This window comes from Peribacillus sp. NPDC096448 (assembly GCF_044762675.1).
Taxonomy (GTDB): Bacteria; Bacillota; Bacilli; order Bacillales; family DSM-1321; genus Peribacillus; species Peribacillus frigoritolerans_B.
On the sequence record NZ_JBIWEU010000002.1, the window covers coordinates 123,451 to 144,812 of the forward strand.

Consider the following 21,362-nt stretch of genomic DNA (forward strand, 5'->3'; position numbering starts at 1 on the left):
TTTGGGGATTTTCCCCTTTGTTGTATCAATATAATAAAGAATGCTTGATTTATTGTAATGTGGCCAATTAACAATGAGGGAAAATCTGCTCCATGTATTAAACATCCCATTTGAAAGTTTAATATTTTATGTTATTAATATATTTTTTGGGAAAATTGGAACTATTGACAATTATAAACAGTTTTAATATAATCAAAATCAATCAAAATAAATCAAAATCAATCAAATTCATTCAATTGTAATTCTAATGTGTAAAATGTAATTGTATTGTTATCCAAAAGATGAAAGCGTTATCATTCAATTGAGATGTCAATGTGAAAACTATCAAAATCAACCATATCCCCATTATTTCAACCAAAAATATTTATTTAAGGAGGTGATCTAGTTTAAGGAATTGAAAGCGGTAACAATTTCTCGTTCTGTAGCTAATTATTTTCATCTTCAATAACTAGGGGGATTAATATGGTGAAATATGTAAGGGTACTTGGAATACTAGTTTTGGCGTTTGTAATTGCAGCGATGACGGCATGTAGTGGGGCTGGTGAATCCTCAAATGGATCAACAGACGGTAACGAAGGACAAGAAGGTAATAAACAATTAACGATCGGTGTAGCGGTGGGTAGTTTAGCAAACCCTTTCTTCGTCTCCATGGGTAAAGGTGCTGAAGAAGCAGGAAAAGAATTAGGTGCTGAAGTACTAGTTGAAAGCGCTGAATATGATTTAGCAAAACAAGCAGCTCAAATTGAAAACTTTATTACGAAAAAGGTAGATATTATTCTTTTAAATGCTGTTGATACAAAAGGAATTGCGGCAGCTGTTCAACAGGCCAAAGCTGCTGATATTCCAGTGGTTGCTGTAGATACTAATGCAGAAGGTGGTGTCGATGCCACTGTTACTTCAGACAACTATCAAGCTGGTAAACTAGCCGGAGAATATGTGGTTGAACAATTAGGTGGAAAAGGAAAAATAGTTATTATTGATGGACCTCCTGTTTCGGCTGTATCTGATCGTATTCAAGGATTTGAAGATGCAATAAAGGATTCCGAAATTAAAGTAATTGCGAAGCAAAATGGAGAAGGGAATCGCGAAAAGGCATTAACGGTGATGGAAAGTATTTTACAAGCTAATTCATCGGGCTCTATTGACGCTGTATTTGCGATTAATGATCCAGAAGCAATTGGTGTTGAAATTGCTCAAGAGCAAGCGAATCGTAAAGATGAATTTTTCATTGTCGGAGTAGACGGTGCTCCTGAAGCCACAGAAGCAATGGCAAAGGAAGGAAGTACAATTTTTGCAACTTCAGCTCAGTCACCTAGTAACATGATCAAAAAAGCTGTTGAAATCGGAATGAAAGTGAAAAATGGTGAAGAAGTTGAGGAGCTTATTAAAGTTCCAGTTGAGATTGTAACTCAAGATACATTAGATTCTTACCAAGGTTGGTAAGCCTCTTTCAATAAATAGGCTGATAAGGATTCCTCCTTTCATCAGCCTCTTCAAATCAATATAAGGGGTGAGATAAAGGTATGGCTGTCAATGAAATGTCCCTTAAAGGCCAACAAAGTCTAAAAAAGCCAGTGTTGAATATGGAAGGGATTGGTAAAACGTTCTCAAGTGTAACCGTATTGAACAATGTGAGAATTGAACTTTATCCAGGTGAAGTACATGCATTAATGGGAGAGAATGGCGCTGGGAAGTCAACTTTCATGAAAATCCTCGCAGGCATTCATACACCTGATGACAATGGTGGGAAAATCTACTTAAAAGGTCAACCAATTTTATGGAAGGACCCTACTGATGCAAGGAACAAAGGAATTAGTGTTATTCATCAGGAGTTAAACCTTTCTCCTAATTTAACAATAAGTGAAAATATCTTAATGGGTTCGACCTTTCCTAGAAATGGTTTAGGAATGGTGAAATGGAATGAGGTCCATGAACGTGCCCAAGAGGTGTTAGATTCAATGGGGTCGAATCTAAATCCTCGCCAATTGGTCTCGACATTAAGTGTTGCTCAACAACAAATGGTTGAGATCGCTCGAGCCTTATCCTTTAATGCAGAGGTACTCATAATGGATGAACCAACCGCCTCTTTAACAGATAAAGAAATAAAAAAGCTGTTTGAAATTATTGATGATTTGAAAAAGCAGGGAGTTGCTATTGTATATATATCTCACAGAATGGAAGAAATCTTTAAAATTTCTAATAGGTTCACTGTATTACGTGACGGCGAATGGATTGCAAGCGGGCCGATTGAAGAGACAAATCCTGATCATCTCGTAAAGCTGATGGTAGGACGGGATTTAAAGGACTTGTTTAATCGGTCAAAAGCTTTTGGTACAAAAAATCAAAGGGGAGTTTCACCTGTACTTGAATTGAAAAATGTTTCTGATAACACGATTGTAAAGAATGTATCTTTAAAAATTTACCCAGGTGAAATTGTTGGTTTAGCGGGGCTTGTTGGAGCTGGTAGAACAGAATTGGTTAGGGCTATTTTCGGTTTGTCCGAGTTGAAAAGTGGCGAAATATTGGTTGATGGTCAATCTGTTAGAATCAAATCCGCAATAGGTGCTATTGCTAATAGGATTGCACATGTACCTGAAAGCAGGAAAGAACAAGGGTTATTTTTATCAATGTCCGTAAAAGAGAACATCATAATGGCTGAATTGAAAAAACACGCTAAAGCAGGAATTGTTAGTTGGAAGCAAGCAAATGAAAGCGCTAACCAATATATTGAAGATTTAAATATAAAAATAGCTTCGCCAGAACAGCAAGTATCAAACTTAAGTGGTGGGAATCAACAAAAGGTAGTGATTGCTAGGTGGCTATCAATTGCACCAAAGGTATTACTACTTGATGAGCCAACACGAGGGGTTGATATAGGTGCCAAGACTGAAATCCACAAGATTGTTTCAAAGCTTGCAGATGAAGGATTGGCCGTTTTAATGATATCATCTGAACTTCCTGAAGTATTGGGAGTAAGTGATCGAATACTTGTCATGAGTGAAGGAAGGTTAACAGGCGAGCTTTCGAAGGTAGAAGCTACACAGGAAAAAATTATGCGTTTGGCTACCAAAGGGGGGAGAGAGAAATGAGAGGGAATACGCAAACTATTACACATTCACAACGCCTAAATATAGGAAATGTCCTTTATTCTTTATGGAATAGGCTTGGCATGATCATGATTTTATTATTATTGTGTGTAGTACTTTCATTTACAGCACCAAATTTTTTAGATACAGCCAATTTATTGAATGTATTAAAACAAGTTTCTATTATTGCTATTTTAGCTGCTGGGATGACAATTGTTATTTTAACTGGTGGTATTGATTTATCAGTTGGTGCAACAGTTGCTCTATCTGGCGTTATCTCAGTCATGGTCTCTTCTGCAGGAGTTAATCCTATTATTGCGATGTTATCAGGCGTACTAGTAGGGTATGCAGTAGGACTGATTAATGGATTTCTCACAGCCAAAGCAAAGTTACCAGCATTTATTGTTACACTAGGCAGCTTCACATATGTTCGTGGACTTGCTTATGTCATTAGTGGCGGTTATCCAATTGTTTTACAAAACGAAACATTTAAATTCATCGGTGGTGGAAGTATTTTTGGAATCCCCACTCCTATTTATATCATGTCTTTAGTATATGTTGTGATGTTTTTTGTTCTTAAATATACGATGTTTGGTCGTCATATTTATGCGATTGGTGGCAATGAAGAGGCAGCTCGGTTAACTGGAATTAAGGTTGAAAAGTCTTTAATCAATGTGTATTCGATTAGTGGTTTACTAGCTGGTTTAGGAGGAGTCGTTTTAGCGGGAAGGTTGTTTTCTGGACAGCCAACTGCTGGTCAAATGTATGAATTAGACGCAATTGCTGCTGTTATTCTAGGAGGAACAAGTTTAACAGGTGGAAAAGGGAAAATAATAGGAACAATTATTGGGGTTTTAATTATGGGGGTAATCAGTAATGGGTTAACTCTAATGGATGTCAACTATTATTGGCAGTTAGTTGTAAAAGGTGGAGTTATTGTAGCAGCCGTTTTATTAGATCGATTACGCGGAAATAGTCCAGCATAGCGATCACATGTCAGTTTAGATTTTAAAAAAGGGATGTGAAATTAAAGTGAAGAGGATTATTAGTATTCTTCTAATATGTTCAACTGTCACTTGTTTACCATTGAATAGTGCATATGCAGAAGACCCTGGGTATTATAATGAACCATACCGTAATCAATTTCATTTTTCTCCTGAAGCTAACTGGATGAATGATCCGAATGGTATGGTTTTTTATAAAGGTGAATATCATTTGTTTTATCAATATCATCCGTATGGAACGACATGGGGACCGATGCATTGGGGGCATGCTGTCAGTAAAGATCTTGTTAATTGGGAGCATTTGCCGATTGCTTTATCGCCGGATGAAAACGGTCAGATTTTCTCGGGGAGTGCTGTTATTGATTGGAACAATACAGCTGGCTTTGGAAAAGAAGCAATGGTTGCCATCTTTACGCATGCAGGGGATAAGCAAGTCCAAAGTATAGCGTATAGCCTAGATAAAGGAAGAACTTGGGAAAAATATAAAGGGAATCCCGTAATGCCAGACCCTCCTATACAAGATTGGCGCGATCCTAAAGTATTTTGGCATGAAGAATCAAACCAGTGGGTTATGTCGTTAGCGGCTAAGGATAAGATTATGTTTTATACCTCACCAAATTTAAAAGAATGGGAGTATGCAAGTGAATTCGGCGAAGATGGTGGAATACAAGCAAATAGCTTAGACAGAACTTCTTATACCATGTCATCCCAGACAGGTGAATCATTTAGCTATGAGGGTGATATTACCCTTAATGAGAAGAATGGGAGAGAAGGGGCAGGCGGTTTAGTTTTTCGGTCAGATAGGAGTGCAAAGAACGGCTATGTTGCGAGCTTAGATGCCAAAAACGATGTCATAACATTAAGTAAGAATGTAGATGGAACAAACGAGGTAATTATGAGAAAACCTTTTACCCTCAAAACTTCAACTACCTACCATGTGAAGGTGGAAACAGATGGGGATCAAATTCAAGTCTTTGTAAACGATCAATCTGTTATAAAAAAAACAGATATAGAATTCGATTATGGATACTATGGATTGTCAGCGTGGAATTCAACGGTTGCCTTTCGAAATGTGGAGTTCAAGAATACATCTAACTTTGAAACCAATTTATCAAAATGGTCAGATGTAAACGGAAGCTGGGAGAGCACGATGGATGGAAAAAGTGGAACCTCTACGGAGGACGCTTTTGTAATGAGTGGTCAAACAGGGGATAACTTTTTTTATGAAGCAAACATTGAGATATCTGGGGAAAAAGGTGGCAAAGGAGCTGGCTCGCTCGTTTTTCGTGCAGATCCTAATGCAACAAACGGTTATATGGCGAATATCGATGCTTTAAACGATACAATAAAAATCATGAAAATCGAAAATGGAGACATATCCATTTTAGCTGAAAAAACAATAAATCTAGATACAGATAAAAGGTACCATTTAAAAGCAAGCACTCATGGAAAAAATATTAAAATTTCTTTAGATGGTAATCTCATTCATGATGTAAATGATTCAACTTTTTCATCAGGGCATTTTGGCTTAAATGTTTGGAATTCATCCACGTTATTCCAAGATGTTCAAGTTGGTAAGAACATCATGACAAATGAGAAGGAAATTACTAATCATGATTTTGAGACAGGTGATCTAACTGGGTGGAGTACAATCGAAGGTAATGCTTTCACAAAAGATCATGTGACAAATGTACCATCATACTGGGGAGGGGATTTCGGCCACCAAGGAAACTACCACTTATGGGGGTTTACTGATCTTCAAAAGGGAGATGACGCAACAGGTGAACTGCACTCCTCATATTTTAAACTAGATGGCTCTGGAGAAATCAACTTTCTGTTGGGCGGTGGTAATGATATCAACAACCGCTATGTTTCGTTAGTGAGAGCCTCTGATGATCAAGAATTAATTCGACAAGCCAATACCAAATTTAAAGAAGAAAAATATCAAAAATACGTCTGGGATGCTTCGAAATACATTGGAGAAGTGTTATATATTAAAGCTGTAGACCAAGCTACAGGTGGTTGGGGTCATTTAAACATGGATGATGTTAATGTTTATAATGAAGGGGCCATGCCAAATGAAGTAGACCAAGTTGTCAAAGAGCCTGAGAAAGACGATTCAAAAGAAAGCGGCATCCTTACAGACTGGTCTGCTGTTTCTGGAGAGTGGATACCTTCTACTCATGGTAGTAACGGAGGGATTTGGGAATGTCCTACTCTAATCGAATTACCAATTGATGGTGACCCTTCAAAAACAAAATGGGTACTACAGGTAAGCATTAATGATGGCGCTCCTGCAGGCGGGTCAGGTATGCAATATTTTGTAGGTACCTTTGACGGGAAAACGTTTAAAAATGAAAATCCTTCCGATCAAGTGTTATGGACTGACTATGGGGCAGATTATTATGCCGCAGTAGATTGGAGCGGAATTGAAGGAAAGAATGGCGAAAAATATTGGATTGGCTGGATGAGTAATTGGCAATATGCAAATAATACACCAACTTCGACTTGGAGAAGTTCAACGACATTGCCAAGAAAGATGGAGCTAACTCAGACAGATGAAGGTTTACGTTTAAAACAAACACCAGTTTCTTTAAAAACCATTCGAGATAAGAGTGAAAAAATTTCATATAAAAATAAAGTCATATCTGGTGAAAGTAATCTCCTATCTAAACTATCAGAAGATACATTTGAAATGATAGCTGAGTTTGATGTAGATGATATAAAAGCAACTGAATTCGGCTTTCAAGTTCGTAAAGGAGCAACTGAATATACGACTATTGGCTATGATGTTGCCGCCAAACAGTTATTCGTAGACCGTTCAAGTTCAGGAAGCTTTGATTATGGGAACAATGTAGTTGGTAAGCATGACGGACCGTTAAATGCATTAAATGGGACTGTGAAAATGCATATTTTCATTGACCGATCTGCTGTAGAAGTGTTTGGAAACAAAGGTGAAACGGTTATTTCTGATCAAATTTTCCCGGATCCATCAAGTAAAGGATTGCAAATTTATAGTAAGGGTGGAGAAGTTACATTAAAGTCTTTGAAAATATACCCTTTAAAGAGTATATGGAAAAGATAAAGACTAAATTTCAATCCTATTAAAGAGGGGTTGATAGTAAGAGTTTATGAAGGCTGTCGAAAATGATCGATAGCCTTTCATTTTACCTAAATCAAAAGAATGGAGAGTGTAATGTAGATGAATAAAACAAACCGCGCAGTCATATGCGTTGGGGAGCTTTTGATCGATTTTTATTGTACAGATATTGATGTTAATTTAATAGAAGGTAATCATTTTCTAAAGAAAGCCGGGGGTGCACCAGCGAATGTCGCAGCTACTATTTCAAAGCTAGGTGGGGAAGCGAGTCTAATTGGAAAAGTAGGAAATGACCCATTTGGACTATTTTTAATAGAAACGATAAAAGAGGTAGGGGTTGATACATCGATGATTGTTACTGACGATTTAGCACCAACTACTTTAGCATTTGTTTCTTTACAAGCAAATGGTGAAAGGGATTTTGTATTTAATAGAGGAGCGGATCGAAATTTAACAGAGGATAACTTATACCTAGATAGATTAAGTGGTGCTAAGATCATTCACTTTGGATCTGCAACTGCATTTCTGGAAAACCCTTTTAAAACAACTTATTTAAAGGCAATGGAATTTGCGCAAAATAGGGGGATATTTTTATCGTTTGACCCTAACTTCCGACATGATTTATGGAAAAATAGAGTGGCTGAATTTATTAGTTTTGCTAGAAAGGGTATATCAATGGCTGACTTTGTAAAAGTAAGCGAATTAGAGCTTGAACTAATCACGGGAAAAATGGATAAATATGATGGAATAGCAATGCTCCATCATTTAGGGGTAAAAATAGTGGCTGTTACCCTTGGATGGGAAGGCACTCTTCTTTCAAATGGAAGTGGAATGAGTGTAATAAACAGCGTCGAAGTAAATTCAATTGACTCAACTGGTGCTGGTGATGCATTTGTCGGTGCTGCTTTATTTCAATTTGCAAATCTTGAGTCCAATGACACAATTTTTAGTGATTTTAGTAAACTTAAAGAGATCATTCTTTTTGCAAATAAAGTAGGTGCCGTCGTGTGTACGAAGGTAGGAGCGATTTCTTCTCTACCAAACGAAGAGGATATATATAAGATTTAGTCTTCATCGTTCTTTAATATAATAGCTTGTACTATTAAAACCAACTTGATAAGCAACTTCAGTAATAGTAGAATCACCCAGCAAAGGGATGGCAAAGAGATATAGTGTAGATGTAAACAAAGGGATAGATTTTTAAAGAAGATGGTCAATGAACTTAATCTTAACATGTATCGAGGAAATATTGACAAATTACTGTTCTTTTAAGCTGGTCACAGACACACTTTGTTTTTTACTTGGTTAATCAAGGGAAAGGATTGTACCTGTTCCATCTTGTTCACCTACGTTTTCAATGTAGATATTTTCCTCGTTGTGGGTTACGTTAGCCATAATTGGCGATTAAGCAATTTCTTCTGCTCGTTTAGCCACCTCATTTGGTTTGCAACAGTTTTAATATTTATTCCAATTCCCTTAGATATAATGTTTTATTAAAATAATTCCAAGAATCCTTACTGAACTAATAAGTCTTACTTTAAAAAGGGAGGTTGCTGAGGCAGCCTTTTTCTATGGAACAAAACGGGGCAGGTTAGCATTCCTTCAGTTCGTTATACTTCAGCATTGAAAAAAATAGGGCTCCAGTAAGATATGGAGTAAGACACCACTCTAACTCTAGGAGGAACCCTAATATGAAGTTTAAAATGCAAGGTAAACAAATCAACTAATCGAGAGAATTTCCGGTAAACACCTTATTGTTGGGGTAGATATCGACCAACAATTACATGAGGCTGGAGCCGTGAATTTCCGTGGAGTTGTAGTCGTAGATCCACTTGCAATTAAAAATAATGAAAATGGATTTGCTGGTTTATTAAAATGGATGGATAAGCTTCAAAGACTTAATAAACTGGAGGCAGCCATTGTGGGAATGGAGCCTACAGGCATCACACACTAAGATTATTGTATATCTAACTCTTTGACAGTTTCTCCTTCAATTAACACTGGTTGATAATAGGTTTCGTTTGGTAAATCCTTCTTTCCCTGTAATTTCTTAATGACCCAATCAGCTGCATCATGTCCCATTTGTTCTTGTGGGTGTGTCAATGTCGTTAGTTTGATATTAGCATTTTTCGCAATATAAGAATTGTCCTGGCCAATAATTGATAATTGTTCGGGAATAGAAATATCAAGTTGTCTGCATACATTTGCTACTTCCAACCCTACCTCGTCGTTATAGCAAACAATGGCAGTCAACACGTCTCTATTTTCATCTAGGAACCCTTTCAAGTTCGTGTATAGGTCTAGCTTCGTTTCTGTAGTATACGAAAGCAATTGCTCTGGTTGAAAGCGTAATTTGGCTTCTCCAAGTGCTTTTATATATCCCTTCATTCGATACTTTCCTTGTAAATCATCCATTTTCGAAATGAGTCCAATTTGGGTGTGTCCTTTTGAAATCAATTCTTTTGTTGCGAGGTAGCTTGACTGCACATCATCTAGGCAAAAGAAAGGAACCTCTAATTCTTCATAATAAGCGTTGATCATGATGAATGGAACCTCTTGTTCCTTAAACGATAGGTAGTAACCGATGTTGGGATTGTATAGATTGCTTTTTGTAGGTTCAATGATCAAACCATCCACGCCAAATGACAACATCATTTCCAAGGCTTTTTTTTCTTGTTCGACATCATTATTTGTACTGGCTAATAGTAACGAATAATTATCTTCATTCAATCTTCTTTCAATTCCGCGGATAATGGAAGGGAAAATGTAATCAGAAATGTAGGTCGTGATTACACCTATCGTTTTATTTTTGGAATTGCCACCAGATTTTGATTGATATTGGTTACTAACATATGTGCCAGATCCTTTTTCACTTCTTAAGAATCCCTCGTTTGATAATTCTAAAATGGACTTTCGTACAGTGTGGCGGCTGACGTTATACATTTCTTGCATGACGGATTCAGTAGGTATTTGTTCCCCTACACTATATTCACCTATAAGGATTTTATTTTTTAAATCATCAATGATTACCTGATACTTTGGTTTCATTAAACCTCACTTCTTTCATAGTTGTTTGCATTCTAATTTATTTGTTTGGAATATTTGTGCGGACATATTTTAACATAATTTCGAGTGAATTAAAACAAATCACCTTATTTTTTGTATAAATTTTAGAAAAGTTATAAATTCCTCTTATTTACCTTTAGGTTTCATGTCGCATAAATTCCTTTATTACTAATTTACTAACTTTAAGGTAAGGATGGAGTATTCCACTTGAAAGTTGTAAGTATAAATAATATATATTGTTGACAAATGTACGTACAAAAAAATATAATATGGTTGTTAGTATATTTAAGCGCCTCCTATTATTGAAAGCGCTGTCAGGAGGGGATTAACGTGCAAACGAATCGAGTGAAAATTAAACATGTGATTACCGAGGGAGAAACTTCACTTGGAATCGAATTTGGATCCACACGTATTAAAGCGGTGTTGATTGATAAACGTTATGAAACTATCGCATCTGGAAGTTATGAGTGGGAAAACTCCTTGGAAGAAGGAATTTGGACGTACAACTTAGTGGATATTATCACTGGTCTGCAAACAGCTTATAGTGAAATGAAGCAAGAAGTTGAACGGAATTACGGAATTACAATTCGAAAAATAGGTTCTATTGGATTTTCTGCAATGATGCACGGGTATATGGCTTTTGACAGTACAGGGGAGCTACTAGTTCCGTTTCGAACTTGGCGTAACTCAACAACTGGTGTTGCAGCAAAAGAACTAACTAATCTATTTCAATTTAATATCCCTGAACGATGGAGTATTGCTCACCTTTATCAAGCAATATTAAATGAAGAGAAACATTTGCCGCGCATTGATTGTATTACTACTTTGGCTGGATACATTCACTGGTTATTGACTGGTAATAAAGCAATTGGCATTGGAGATGCTTCAGGCATGTTCCCAATTGATGAATCAACGCAAGATTACAATGAGTCAATGGTCAAGCAATTTGACGATTTAATTGCGACGAAAGGTTATCCTTGGAAGCTAAAAGAGATTCTTCCTAAAGTCTACATTTCAGGCGAGCAAGCGGGTGAATTAACCGAAATTGGAGCGAAAATCCTGGATAGATCAAGAAATTTACAACCAGGCACTCCAATTTGCCCACCGGAAGGCGATGCCGGAACTGGAATGATTGCTACGAATAGTGTGAGGAAACGTACCGGAAACATCTCAGTAGGAACTTCCGTTTTTGCCATGATTGTACTAGAGAAAGAACTTTCAAAAGTATATCCAGAAATTGATTTGGTAACTACACCAAACGGAAGTCCAGTTGGAATGGTTCACGCGAATAACTGTTCAAGTGATCTCAATGCTTGGCTGGGATTGTTCCGAGAATTTTCTGAGGCAATGGGACAAAAGGTTGATACAAATAAATTATTTGAAGTAATGTTGAATAAAGCTTTGGAAGCGGATCCAGATGGTGGCGGTTTGCTTAGCTACGGTTATTTCTCAGGTGAAAATATCACAGGATTAGAAAAAGGGCGACCATTATTTGTTCGCTCGCCTGAGAGTCAATTCAATTTAGCAAACTTTATGCGGACTCACCTTTTTACTGCTTTCGGTGCATTGAAAATCGGAATGGGAATTTTGACAACAGAAGAAAATGTTGCAATTGATCGTATTTTGGCTCACGGTGGTTTATTTAAAACCCCTCTTGTTGGACAAAAAATTGTTGCCGCTGCAATGAATACTCCAGTAACAGTTATGTCAACAGCAGGAGAAGGCGGAGCGTGGGGAATGGCGATTCTTGCATCTTACATGATGAATAAAGGTCAAAAAGAAAGTTTAGAAGACTTCCTCGACAAAAAAGTATTCGAAGAGGTTGATGGGCAAGAAATTTATCCTGATCAAGTAGATGTTAAAGGATTTGAAGCATTTATTGAAAGATACAGGAAGGGTTTAGTGATTGAGCAGGCCGCAGTTGACAATTTGATGTTATGAGTGGAAAACTGGAGGGATTGACTTGTTAGAAGAACTGAAAGAAGAGGTATTTCAAGCAAATTTGGACTTGCCTAAATATGGACTTGTGAAATATACATGGGGAAATGCGAGTGCCATTGATCGTGAAAGTGGTTTATTTGTTATCAAACCTAGTGGTGTTGATTACGAAACGATGAAAGCCAGCGATATGGTTGTTGTTGATTTAGATGGCAATGTAGTTGAAGGAGAGTTGAGGCCTTCGTCAGATACAGCGACTCACGCAGTACTTTATAAGTATTACCAAGAAATCGGCGGCATTGTGCATACTCATTCAACTTGGGCGACAATCTGGGCTCAAGCAGGCCTTGATGTTCCAGCGATGGGGACCACTCATGCAGACACATTTTATGGATCCGTTCCATGTGCCCGCCACCTAACACAAGAGGAGATTGATCGTGGGTACGAAGTGGAGACTGGGAAGTTAATCATCGAAACATTTGAAGAACGTGGGTTAGACATTTTAGCCGTTCCTGGTGTCTTACTTCATGGTCATGGTCCGTTTACTTGGGGCAAAGATGCAAAATCCGCCGTAATGAATAGTGTGGTGTTGGATGAAGTTTCGAAAATGAATTTATTTACACGGGAATTAAATCATTTTGCAAAAGAATTACCACAAAATATTTTGGATAAACACTATTTACGAAAACATGGAAAATATGCTTATTACGGTCAAAAGTAAGGGCAACTCTATCAAATTATCAAACCATTAGATAAAGAAAAGAGGCTTATTATGTTAACAACAGAAAAAAAGGAATTTTGGTTTGTCGTAGGATCACAACATCTATATGGTGAAAAAGCGTTAGCTGAGGTCAAGGCGCATGCACAAACGATAACCGATGCATTAAATGAAAGCGGTATTTTACCTTATCCACTTGTATTGCAAGATTTAGCTGTTAGTGCAGATAAAATCACAAGCATCATGAAAGAAGTCAACTATCGTAACGAAGTTGCCGGTGTCATCACTTGGATGCATACTTTCTCACCTGCAAAAATGTGGATTCGTGGAACAAAATTATTACAAAAACCATTGCTTCATTTAGCTACACAATTCAACGAAAGTATTCCTTGGGCAACGATTGATATGGACTTTATGAACCTAAACCAATCCGCTCATGGTGACCGTGAATATGGTTTTATCAATGCCCGATTGAAAAAACAAAATAAAGTTGTTGTAGGTTATTGGGAGCGCCCTGAAGTGCGACAGCAAATTGCTCAATGGATGGACGTAGCGGTTGCTTATAACGAAAGCTTCAACATTAAGGTCGCTCGCTTTGGAGACAACATGCGTAACGTTGGAGTAACCGAAGGGGATAAGGTTGAAGCGCAAATCCAATTTGGGTGGACAGTTGACTATTTTGGAATCGGAGACCTTGTCCAATATATAAATGAGGTTACTGATGAAGAAATTTATGCTTTATTTGCAGAATATGAAGGCCAATATGAATTTTTTTATGGTACCTACAGTAGGGAAGATTGGGAGAAAAGCGTAAAGGTACAGGCAAGCTATGAAATTGCGATTAAACGTTTCCTTGATGATGGTGGTTACACGGCCTTCACAACGAACTTCGAAGATTTATATGGGATGAAACAACTTCCTGGTCTTGCCGTCCAACGTTTGATGGCACAAGGATATGGCTTTGCGGGTGAAGGAGATTGGAAGACGGCAGCACTTGATCGCTTACTGAAAGTGATGAGCCATAACCAATCAACTGGCTTTATGGAAGATTACACATATGAACTAGCTGCTGGACAAGAATCGATCCTCCAATCACATATGCTTGAAGTCGACCCATCTTTAGCAAGTAACAAACCAAAAATTGTCGTATCCCCATTAGGTATAGGTGATCGTGAAGATCCAGCACGTTTAGTATTCGACGGCAAAGCAGGAGACGGTATCGTTGTTTCCATGGCTGACTTTGGTACAAACTATAAACTTTTGATTAATGAAGTTTCTGCATTCGAGCCAACAGTTCCAGCACCAAACCTTCCAGTGGCCCGAGTACTTTGGGAAGTGAAGCCAAATTTCCAAGATGGAGTGAAAGCTTGGCTTGAGAATGGTGGCGGTCACCATACAGTTGTGTCATTGAATTTAACGACAGACCAAATCATAACCTATGCAAAACTTGTTGGCTTGGAATACGTAGTTATTAAGTAATGTCTCTTCCCTCCAAGGAGGCTCTGCTTCCTTGGAGGGAAAAAATAGGTAATCCAGACGTTGTAGACTGGAAATAGGAACCATTAGGATGATCCCTTATTCGTAAGCGTGTTCGTGGTTTTCAGGGAAAAGATGAAAGCGCTTTAATAGCAGAATGACACAGATTTCATCCTAATAAATAACTTTTAGTAGTGGGATTTATTTTAAATATAATTTTAAAACCTTTAGGGGGGAACTTAAATGGTTAATGAAAAGAAAATCTCAAGTGGATTCATTTATTTTTTTGGGGCTTTTGGAGGCATTCTCTTCGGTTATGATATCGGCGTTATGACGGGTGCTTTGCCTTTTCTGCAACATGATTGGAACCTTCAAAACAACCCTGGTGCTATTGGCTGGATTACCTCTTCGTTGATGTTTGGAGCTATTTTTGGAGGTGCCCTGGCCGGACAACTTTCTGATCGTTTAGGACGGCGCAAAATGATTTTAATATCTTCTATCATTTTTGCTGTTGGATCCATTTTGGCAGGAATATCCCCTCATAATGGGATCCTTTTTATGATTGTTGCTCGGATTTTATTAGGGTTGGCTGTTGGAGCTGCTTCTGCGTTGGTCCCAGCCTATATGTCGGAAATGGCGCCTGCACGTTTACGTGGACGTCTGTCAGGAATTAATCAAACAATGATTGTCTCTGGAATGTTGCTTTCGTACATTGTCGCTTATTTATTGAAAGACTTACCAGGCACAATGGCATGGCGGTTGATGCTTAGTTTGGCTGCCGTACCTGCTTTGATCTTATTTATTGGAGTGTCCAGGTTACCCGAATCACCACGTTTTTTAATTAAGAACAATAAAATTAATGAGGCTCGTAAAGTGTTGGGCTATATTCGCTCGAACAAAGAACAAATTGATTCTGAAATAACCCAAATACAAGAAACTGTTAAAGAGGAAGCAAAGGTAAATCAAAAAGCATCATGGGGTACCCTTTTAAGTTATAAATACCGTTATTTAGTAATTGCTGGTGTGGGTGTTGCGGCGTTTCAACAGTTCCAGGGAGCAAACGCAATTTTTTATTATATTCCTATGATTGTGGAAAAAGCAACAGGGCATGAAGCCAGCTCAGTATTGATGTGGCCAATTATTCAAGGGGTTATTCTCGTACTAGGTTCATTAATATTCCTAATGATTGCTGATAAATTTAATCGCCGTACTTTATTAACAATAGGCGGAACTATTATGGGGCTATCCTTTATTTTGCCGGCAATATTGAATTTATTAATTCCTAATGCTAATCCGATGATGATGGTTGTTTTTTTAAGTATCTATGTTGCACTTTATTCATTCACGTGGGCTCCTTTAACTTGGGTCTTAGTTGGAGAAATTTTCCCGCTGGTAATTCGCGGGCGGGCGTCAGGAGTAGCTTCATCATTTAACTGGATTGGTTCTTTCTTGGTTGGATTGCTATTTCCAATCATGACCGCTTCGATGTCTCAAGAAGCCGTTTTTGCAATCTTCGGTGCTATTTGTTTACTTGGTGTTTTATTTATCCGGACATGCGTTCCTGAAACTAGAGGTCATACTTTGGAGGAAATTGAAAAGATTGGAGAAAGTAGACAATCCAAGGGGAAAAGTGCTTAAAATAGACCTATTAAGGTTTGGAGCGGAATTCAAAGAAGCTATGCGCAAATAGAAGAGTTAAGCAGCATTATAAATTAGGGGGGCATAAGGGAAAATACTTCTGTAATTATGATCTACACATACACATCATGAACATGTTGATTTACTCATTTGATTCCTTTCTTGCTACTTCGGGCTATTTAACTATTAAAAATGTTTGCTGAACTTTTAGTGCAATTCATGGTGTTTTAGCTTTTATTTATATGAAGGGAACTTAATAGGGAAAGGAGCTGAAAAAAGTGAAAGTATCACAAAGCTCGTTTGGAAATGAAGTCTTGCTGTTTACTATAGAAAATGATCATGGAGTAAGAATAGAAGTTACAAACTTTGGTGCAAGAATCGTCAATCTTTTCGTATTAACGGAATCGGGTCGTAAAAATATCGTATTGGGATTTGACTCGATTGAGGATTACAAAAAAGAAACATATTATGGAGCAACAATAGGAAGAGTCGCTGGCAGAATAAAAAATGGCGAATTTTCAATTGGTGAATCTCGTTACCATACATCTGTAGATCAATTGGGGAATACATTACACGGTGGCAACCCTGGATTCGATGAAAAAATCTGGGATTATGAAGTGGAGGAAACGGATGAAAGTGCATCGATCATTTTTTCAACCCACTCACCTGATGGCGAGAATGGTTTTCCGGGGAATTTGAAAGTAAGTGTGACTTATACATTAGACAACTTAAATATTTGGTCAGTGAGCTATCAAGCAAAAAGTGATAAAGACACAATTTTTAATCCGACCAATCACGTCTATTTTAACTTAACAGGGCATCCCAGCAATCCGATCGATGATCATTACTTACAAATCTCTTCTGAAGAATTTGCACCAGTAAATGAAGATACCACGGTAACTGGGGAAAAACGAAGCACAATTGGCACGCCTTATGATTTTCGAACCCCGAAGAAATTAAAAACAACCTTTGAAGCCGTTGACGCAGAAGTTAAAAAGGTTCAAGGAATCGATCATCCATTCTTCCTTACGTGCTCAGGGATTCATCAAACTGCAGCCAAATTAATTAGTCCTGACCAGAAAATAACAGTCGAGGTATACACAGAAGAGCCTGCGGTTGTCATTTACACTGCAAACTTTGTGAAAGGTGTCCCACTTATGCACGGAGAAAAATTAATTCAACACGGCGGAATAACGTTTGAAACCCAAGCTGCTCCAGGAGCGATTGAGTTTGAAGATTTTGGAGATATTCTTCTTTTAGCAGGCGTAAATTATACTTCTCAAACAAAATATAAAATTAAGGTCAGGACCCCGCTCAACTGAAGTTTCCAGCGTTATTGTATTAAAGTGTTAAATAGGTCGATAATTTCACATCATTTCGGCTGCTAGTTAAGATCAGGATCCGGGGCCTTTCAGAGCGATCGAGCATAGGTCGTGACATATATCGGGTGGGATTCCCTACGAATAAAAGTTAGCGACTCACTCGTACTGGGTTTTGGAGGATAGGGGATAACTACTTATATCTTTAAGCCTAAAGAGTTAGATAGTGGGCCGTATACTACGGTTAAAGGTAAGCCAATTTAAACAACGCATATTAAATACGTAGCACCTCCTGGTACGATGCTTGTATCAATCAAAGGAGGTGCTTTTCCTATGCCGCAACAAAATTAACGATTGTCCCCGTTTGAGATTTACAGTTATATCCATTCGTAATGTACAGAAACTCGTTCGTAAAAGTACACTTTTATGAACGGGTCTTTTTTAAGCGAAATTTACTCTTAAGTACTTTCTTGCGGGAGTGTGAGGGATATTTTAGTTATTTTGTATTTTACGCACACTTTATGTATAAATTTGTAATGAGAATGTAAAATTAGGTAAATATATGTGTCACTTAAAGATGATAGAATTATAAAAAAAGAGATTTAATCGGGGGAGAAAATGAAAAAAATTATAGCATCTTTTGTTGTGTCTGGATTGTTGCTATCAAATCCGTTGGTTAGTAGTGCTGCATTGGGCGATCGTACATTAAAAAGTGGAATGACTCATACAGAAGTAAAACAATTACAAGAGGTTCTAAAGAAAAAAGCATATTTTAAGAGTAAAAATACAACTAAATATTTTGGGACCGTTACTAAAAGTGCAGTCGTAAAGTTCCAAAAAAGTAAAGGCTTAAAAGCTGATGGTATTGTAGGCCCGAATACATATAAAGCTTTGGGGGTAAAAAAGCAGACATCCAAAGGAGCTAATAAAAATAAAACAAGCAATAAATCTTCTGCGATAGTGAATGAAGCAAAAAAACATTTGAATGTACGGTATGTATGGGGTGGAACTACACCAAAAGGTTTTGATTGCAGCGGATTCCTAAAATACGCTTTCGATAAAGGCGCAAATGTCACATTACCAAGAACGGTATCGGAAATATATAAAAAGGGGACGAAGGTGTCCAAACCACAAGTTGGTGATTTGGTCTTTTATGAAACCTATAAACCTGGTGCCTCACATGCCGGTATTTATATCGGTGGCAATCAATTCATACACAGCTCCTCATCAAATGGTGTCAGCATTTCCTCGATGGATAATAGTTATTGGAAAAAAAGGTATTTAGGAGCAAAAAGAATGTAATAGAGAAAGGTGCCAGTTCTTTTTTTAGGGACTGGCTTTTATAGTTCAACCAATAGGTTACGATACTAAGAAGTCCTACGGATGGTAGAGTCGGTATTGATACATAAAAAAATTTATTTCTTTAAGATACAATTTTAGCTTTTATTGCTCCCAGAAACACTTGGGTATAGTGGATACTCCATATACCATATATAAATTCTTTGATTTCTCCCGTAAGAGAGTCGAGGAAATTTATAAAAACCGGAAAAGTTTTCCCAGGAAGTACAGAGGGTAGCCTCGCGGGACTTATCTAAAATGGGACTCATAAACAGGATAAAAATGGATACCTTGATTCGCTCGGAAAGCCAAGGATTACGCAGGTGAAGAGGGATGCCGATATAGCTACCGTCGAGCGCGAATCAAGCGAGCCGAAGCGAACATGAATATGGCAGCAAGCAAGGAAGAATAACAGGGAAAAAATAAAATGAAAGAAGGTAAGCGCACTTATATGCTCTTACCTTTTTAAATAGTTTTCGCTTATAAAAGGCATGATCAGTTTATTTGATCATTTATACTTAACAAATATGTTCGTCATAGTCGGTTCTCAAGTAATTCATCATCTTTTGTTTTTGGTGGGAATAATGAAAGCAATTAAAGTAAAAGGAAAAGTCGTCAAAAAAGAGAGGATTTTTTTCATCGAAGCCATAAGTATTTAAAAAATCCGAGATTATTTTTTCTTGATCCACTAAATCGAACAATCCGGACACATAAAATTGATAACTGAATTTATCATATAAAAAAAGGTATCCTGTATCATCAAATATATTTTTCACTGTATGACCATCCAATTCTAACTCACTCCTTCCTCACCAATATACCTTTTTATCGATGACATTATTCAGTGTTCATCTTAGGGGAATATTATTATATTTATTGCAGGGTGTTTTTTATACCTTCAATGCATTAAAGGTATGAAATAGAGGCAGGTAGCAAAAATAAGGAACGAAAAAAAGCACATCCAATAAGGATGTGCTTTCATAAAAGGATTATTTGTACATTTCAGCCACTTGTTTTTGCAATTCACCATTTTCAAGGTACTCATCATAACTCATTTGCTTATCGACTGTACCTTTTGGTGTAAGTTCAATGATTCGGTTCGCTATAGTTTGGATGAACTGATGATCATGAGAAGAAAAGATCATAGATCCTTTAAAGCTGATCAAACCGTTGTTCAATGCGGTAATCGACTCTAAGTCCAGATGGTTAGTAGGTTCATCAAGCATAAGGACGTTCGAACCGCTTAACATCATTTTGGAAAGCATACAGCGGACTTTTTCGCCCCCTGAAAGTACACTTGCCTTTTTCGTGACTTCATCGCCAGAGAATAACATTCTGCCCAAGAAGCCGCGCAGGAAGCTTTCGCTCTGGTCATTAGGAGAATATTGACGGAGCCAGTCAACAAGATTTAAATCGACACCTTCAAAGAATTCAGCATTATCCTTAGGGAAGTATGCCTGAGAAGTCGTAACGCCCCATTTGAATGAGCCGCTATCCGGTTCGATTTCACCTGCCAAGATTTTGAACATTGTTGTTTTAGCAATCTCATCTTTACCGACAAATGCAATCTTGTCGCCTTTATTCATCGTGAAGCTGACGTTATCCAATATTTTTACACCATCGATCGTTTTCGCGATTCCATCCACACGAAGCAGGTCGTTCCCGATTTCACGATCAGGCGTAAAGCCGACATAAGGATAGCGGCGCGAAGATGGCTCAATGTCATCCAAGCTGATTTTGTCCAATAATTTCTTACGCGATGTCGCCTGGCTCGATTTGGATGCATTGGCGCTGAATCGAGCGATGAAATTTTGAAGTTCTTTGATTTTTTCTTCTTTTTTCTTATTGGCATCTTGAGTCAGTTTAAGGGCAAGCTGGCTTGATTCATACCAGAAGTCATAGTTACCGATATAAACCTTGATTTTACCGAAATCAAGATCCGCGATATGTGTACAAACTTTGTTAAGGAAGTAACGGTCATGGGAAACTACGATAACAGTGTTTTCAAAGTTGATCAAGAATTCTTCCAGCCATTTGATCGCTTTTAAGTCCAAGTGGTTGGTAGGCTCATCCAGTAAAAGAACATCCGGTTTACCGAATAATGCCTGGGCAAGCAATACTTTAACTTTGTCGCCACCGTTCAATTCAGCCATTTTCTTCGTATGCAGGTCTTCTGCAATGCCAAGGCCTTTTAAGAGGATTGAAGCTTCAGGTTCAGCTTCCCAGCCGTTTAACTCGGCAAATTCACCTTCAAGTTCGGCCGCCTTCATTCCGTCTTCGTCCGTGAAGTTTTCCTTCATATATATGGCATCTTTTTCTTGCATGACTTCATATAATCTTTCATGTCCCATTATGACAACTTTAAGGACTTCTTCCTCTTCATAAGCGAAGTGATCTTGTTTTAAAACGGCCAGGCGTTCGCCAGGCCCCATATGGACATCACCGGATTGCGCTTCAATTTCACCGGAAAGGATTTTTAAGAAAGTGGATTTACCCGCACCATTCGCACCAATCAGGCCATAGCAGTTACCAGGCGTGAATTTTATATTAACATCTTCAAACAGTTTACGATCGCCATAGCGTAAACCAACATTATTTACTGTAATCATTTATTTACATTCCTCCAAAATACTTTTGTTTCAACGTGTCCAACACTTTGTTTCATTAGTTTTACGCTGA

14 protein-coding genes and 3 pseudogenes are annotated in these 21,362 nt (G+C 37.8%); 14 read left to right on the forward strand and 3 right to left on the reverse strand.

The features are described from left to right. The first annotated feature begins 462 nt into the window (after positions 1–462). The 6 genes and pseudogenes from ACIQ0C_RS04500 to ACIQ0C_RS04525 all read left to right on the forward strand — a co-directional run bounded on the left by ACIQ0C_RS04500 (position 463) and on the right by ACIQ0C_RS04525 (position 8,258). Positions 463–1,443, forward strand: a complete 981-nt coding sequence (locus tag ACIQ0C_RS04500; RefSeq protein WP_402837673.1) for an ABC transporter substrate-binding protein — start codon at positions 463–465, stop codon at positions 1,441–1,443. A gap of 140 nt (positions 1,444–1,583) precedes the next feature. Further along, positions 1,584–3,089, forward strand: coding sequence for a sugar ABC transporter ATP-binding protein (locus tag ACIQ0C_RS04505; RefSeq protein WP_403058067.1), 1,506 nt, complete (start codon positions 1,584–1,586; stop codon positions 3,087–3,089). An 80-nt stretch (positions 3,090–3,169) separates the two neighbouring features. After that, positions 3,170–4,072, forward strand: a complete 903-nt coding sequence (locus ACIQ0C_RS04510; protein ID WP_225988884.1) for an ABC transporter permease — start codon at positions 3,170–3,172, stop codon at positions 4,070–4,072. Positions 4,073–4,136: 64 nt separating this feature from the next. Further along, positions 4,137–5,162, forward strand: a pseudogene (locus tag ACIQ0C_RS04515) (glycoside hydrolase family 32 protein); the annotation flags it as partial. A 999-nt stretch (positions 5,163–6,161) separates the two neighbouring features. Then, positions 6,162–7,175 (forward strand): glycoside hydrolase family 32 protein, encoded by a 1,014-nt coding sequence (locus ACIQ0C_RS04520; protein WP_403058070.1) that lies wholly within the window; start codon positions 6,162–6,164, stop codon positions 7,173–7,175. A 117-nt stretch (positions 7,176–7,292) separates the two neighbouring features. Continuing rightward, complete coding sequence (locus ACIQ0C_RS04525) at positions 7,293–8,258, forward strand: carbohydrate kinase family protein (RefSeq protein WP_403057379.1); 966 nt, start codon at positions 7,293–7,295, stop codon at positions 8,256–8,258. Positions 8,259–8,495: 237 nt separating this feature from the next. On the opposite strand, the gene ACIQ0C_RS04530 is transcribed toward ACIQ0C_RS04525, so the two are convergent. Further along, positions 8,496–8,585 (reverse strand): small, acid-soluble spore protein, H family, encoded by a 90-nt coding sequence (locus tag ACIQ0C_RS04530; RefSeq protein ID WP_402837667.1) that lies wholly within the window; start codon positions 8,583–8,585, stop codon positions 8,496–8,498. Positions 8,586–8,881: 296 nt separating this feature from the next. On the opposite strand from ACIQ0C_RS04530, the pseudogene ACIQ0C_RS27245 reads away from it, so the two are divergent. After that, positions 8,882–9,132 (forward strand): annotated as a pseudogene (locus ACIQ0C_RS27245) (IS110 family transposase); the annotation flags it as partial. A 14-nt stretch (positions 9,133–9,146) separates the two neighbouring features. On the opposite strand, the gene ACIQ0C_RS04540 reads toward ACIQ0C_RS27245, so the two are convergent. After that, on the reverse strand, positions 9,147–10,238 hold the full coding sequence (locus ACIQ0C_RS04540) for a GntR family transcriptional regulator (RefSeq protein WP_403057382.1): 1,092 nt from the start codon (positions 10,236–10,238) through the stop codon (positions 9,147–9,149). A gap of 348 nt (positions 10,239–10,586) precedes the next feature. On the opposite strand from ACIQ0C_RS04540, the gene ACIQ0C_RS04545 reads away from it, so the two are divergent. From ACIQ0C_RS04545 to ACIQ0C_RS04575, 7 genes and pseudogenes are all read left to right on the forward strand, one after another. Beyond that, positions 10,587–12,197, forward strand: coding sequence for a xylulokinase (locus ACIQ0C_RS04545; protein WP_403057385.1), 1,611 nt, complete (start codon positions 10,587–10,589; stop codon positions 12,195–12,197). Positions 12,198–12,219: 22 nt separating this feature from the next. After that, a complete protein-coding gene (locus tag ACIQ0C_RS04550; protein WP_403057387.1) occupies positions 12,220–12,915 on the forward strand; it encodes an L-ribulose-5-phosphate 4-epimerase in 696 nt (231 codons plus the stop codon). Between the two features lie 51 nt (positions 12,916–12,966). Continuing rightward, positions 12,967–14,391, forward strand: coding sequence for an L-arabinose isomerase (gene araA / locus ACIQ0C_RS04555; protein ID WP_403057390.1), 1,425 nt, complete (start codon positions 12,967–12,969; stop codon positions 14,389–14,391). A gap of 240 nt (positions 14,392–14,631) precedes the next feature. Further along, positions 14,632–16,026 carry a sugar porter family MFS transporter gene (locus tag ACIQ0C_RS04560; RefSeq protein ID WP_402837655.1) on the forward strand — a complete coding sequence of 465 codons (1,395 nt, stop codon included), beginning with the start codon at positions 14,632–14,634 and terminating at the stop codon, positions 16,024–16,026. 278 nt (positions 16,027–16,304) lie between these two features. Beyond that, the gene (locus ACIQ0C_RS04565) at positions 16,305–17,348 is read left to right on the forward strand and encodes an aldose epimerase family protein (protein ID WP_403057393.1); all 1,044 of its coding nucleotides are present in this window, start codon (positions 16,305–16,307) and stop codon (positions 17,346–17,348) included. A 615-nt stretch (positions 17,349–17,963) separates the two neighbouring features. Then, positions 17,964–18,647, forward strand: coding sequence for a C40 family peptidase (locus ACIQ0C_RS04570; protein WP_403057396.1), 684 nt, complete (start codon positions 17,964–17,966; stop codon positions 18,645–18,647). A 220-nt stretch (positions 18,648–18,867) separates the two neighbouring features. Next, positions 18,868–19,045, forward strand: a pseudogene (locus tag ACIQ0C_RS04575) (flotillin family protein); the annotation flags it as partial. A gap of 627 nt (positions 19,046–19,672) precedes the next feature. On the opposite strand, the gene ACIQ0C_RS04580 reads toward ACIQ0C_RS04575, so the two are convergent. Next, the gene (locus ACIQ0C_RS04580) at positions 19,673–21,292 is read right to left on the reverse strand and encodes an ABC-F family ATP-binding cassette domain-containing protein (RefSeq protein ID WP_403057399.1); all 1,620 of its coding nucleotides are present in this window, start codon (positions 21,290–21,292) and stop codon (positions 19,673–19,675) included. Positions 21,293–21,362: the final 70 nt, after the last annotated feature.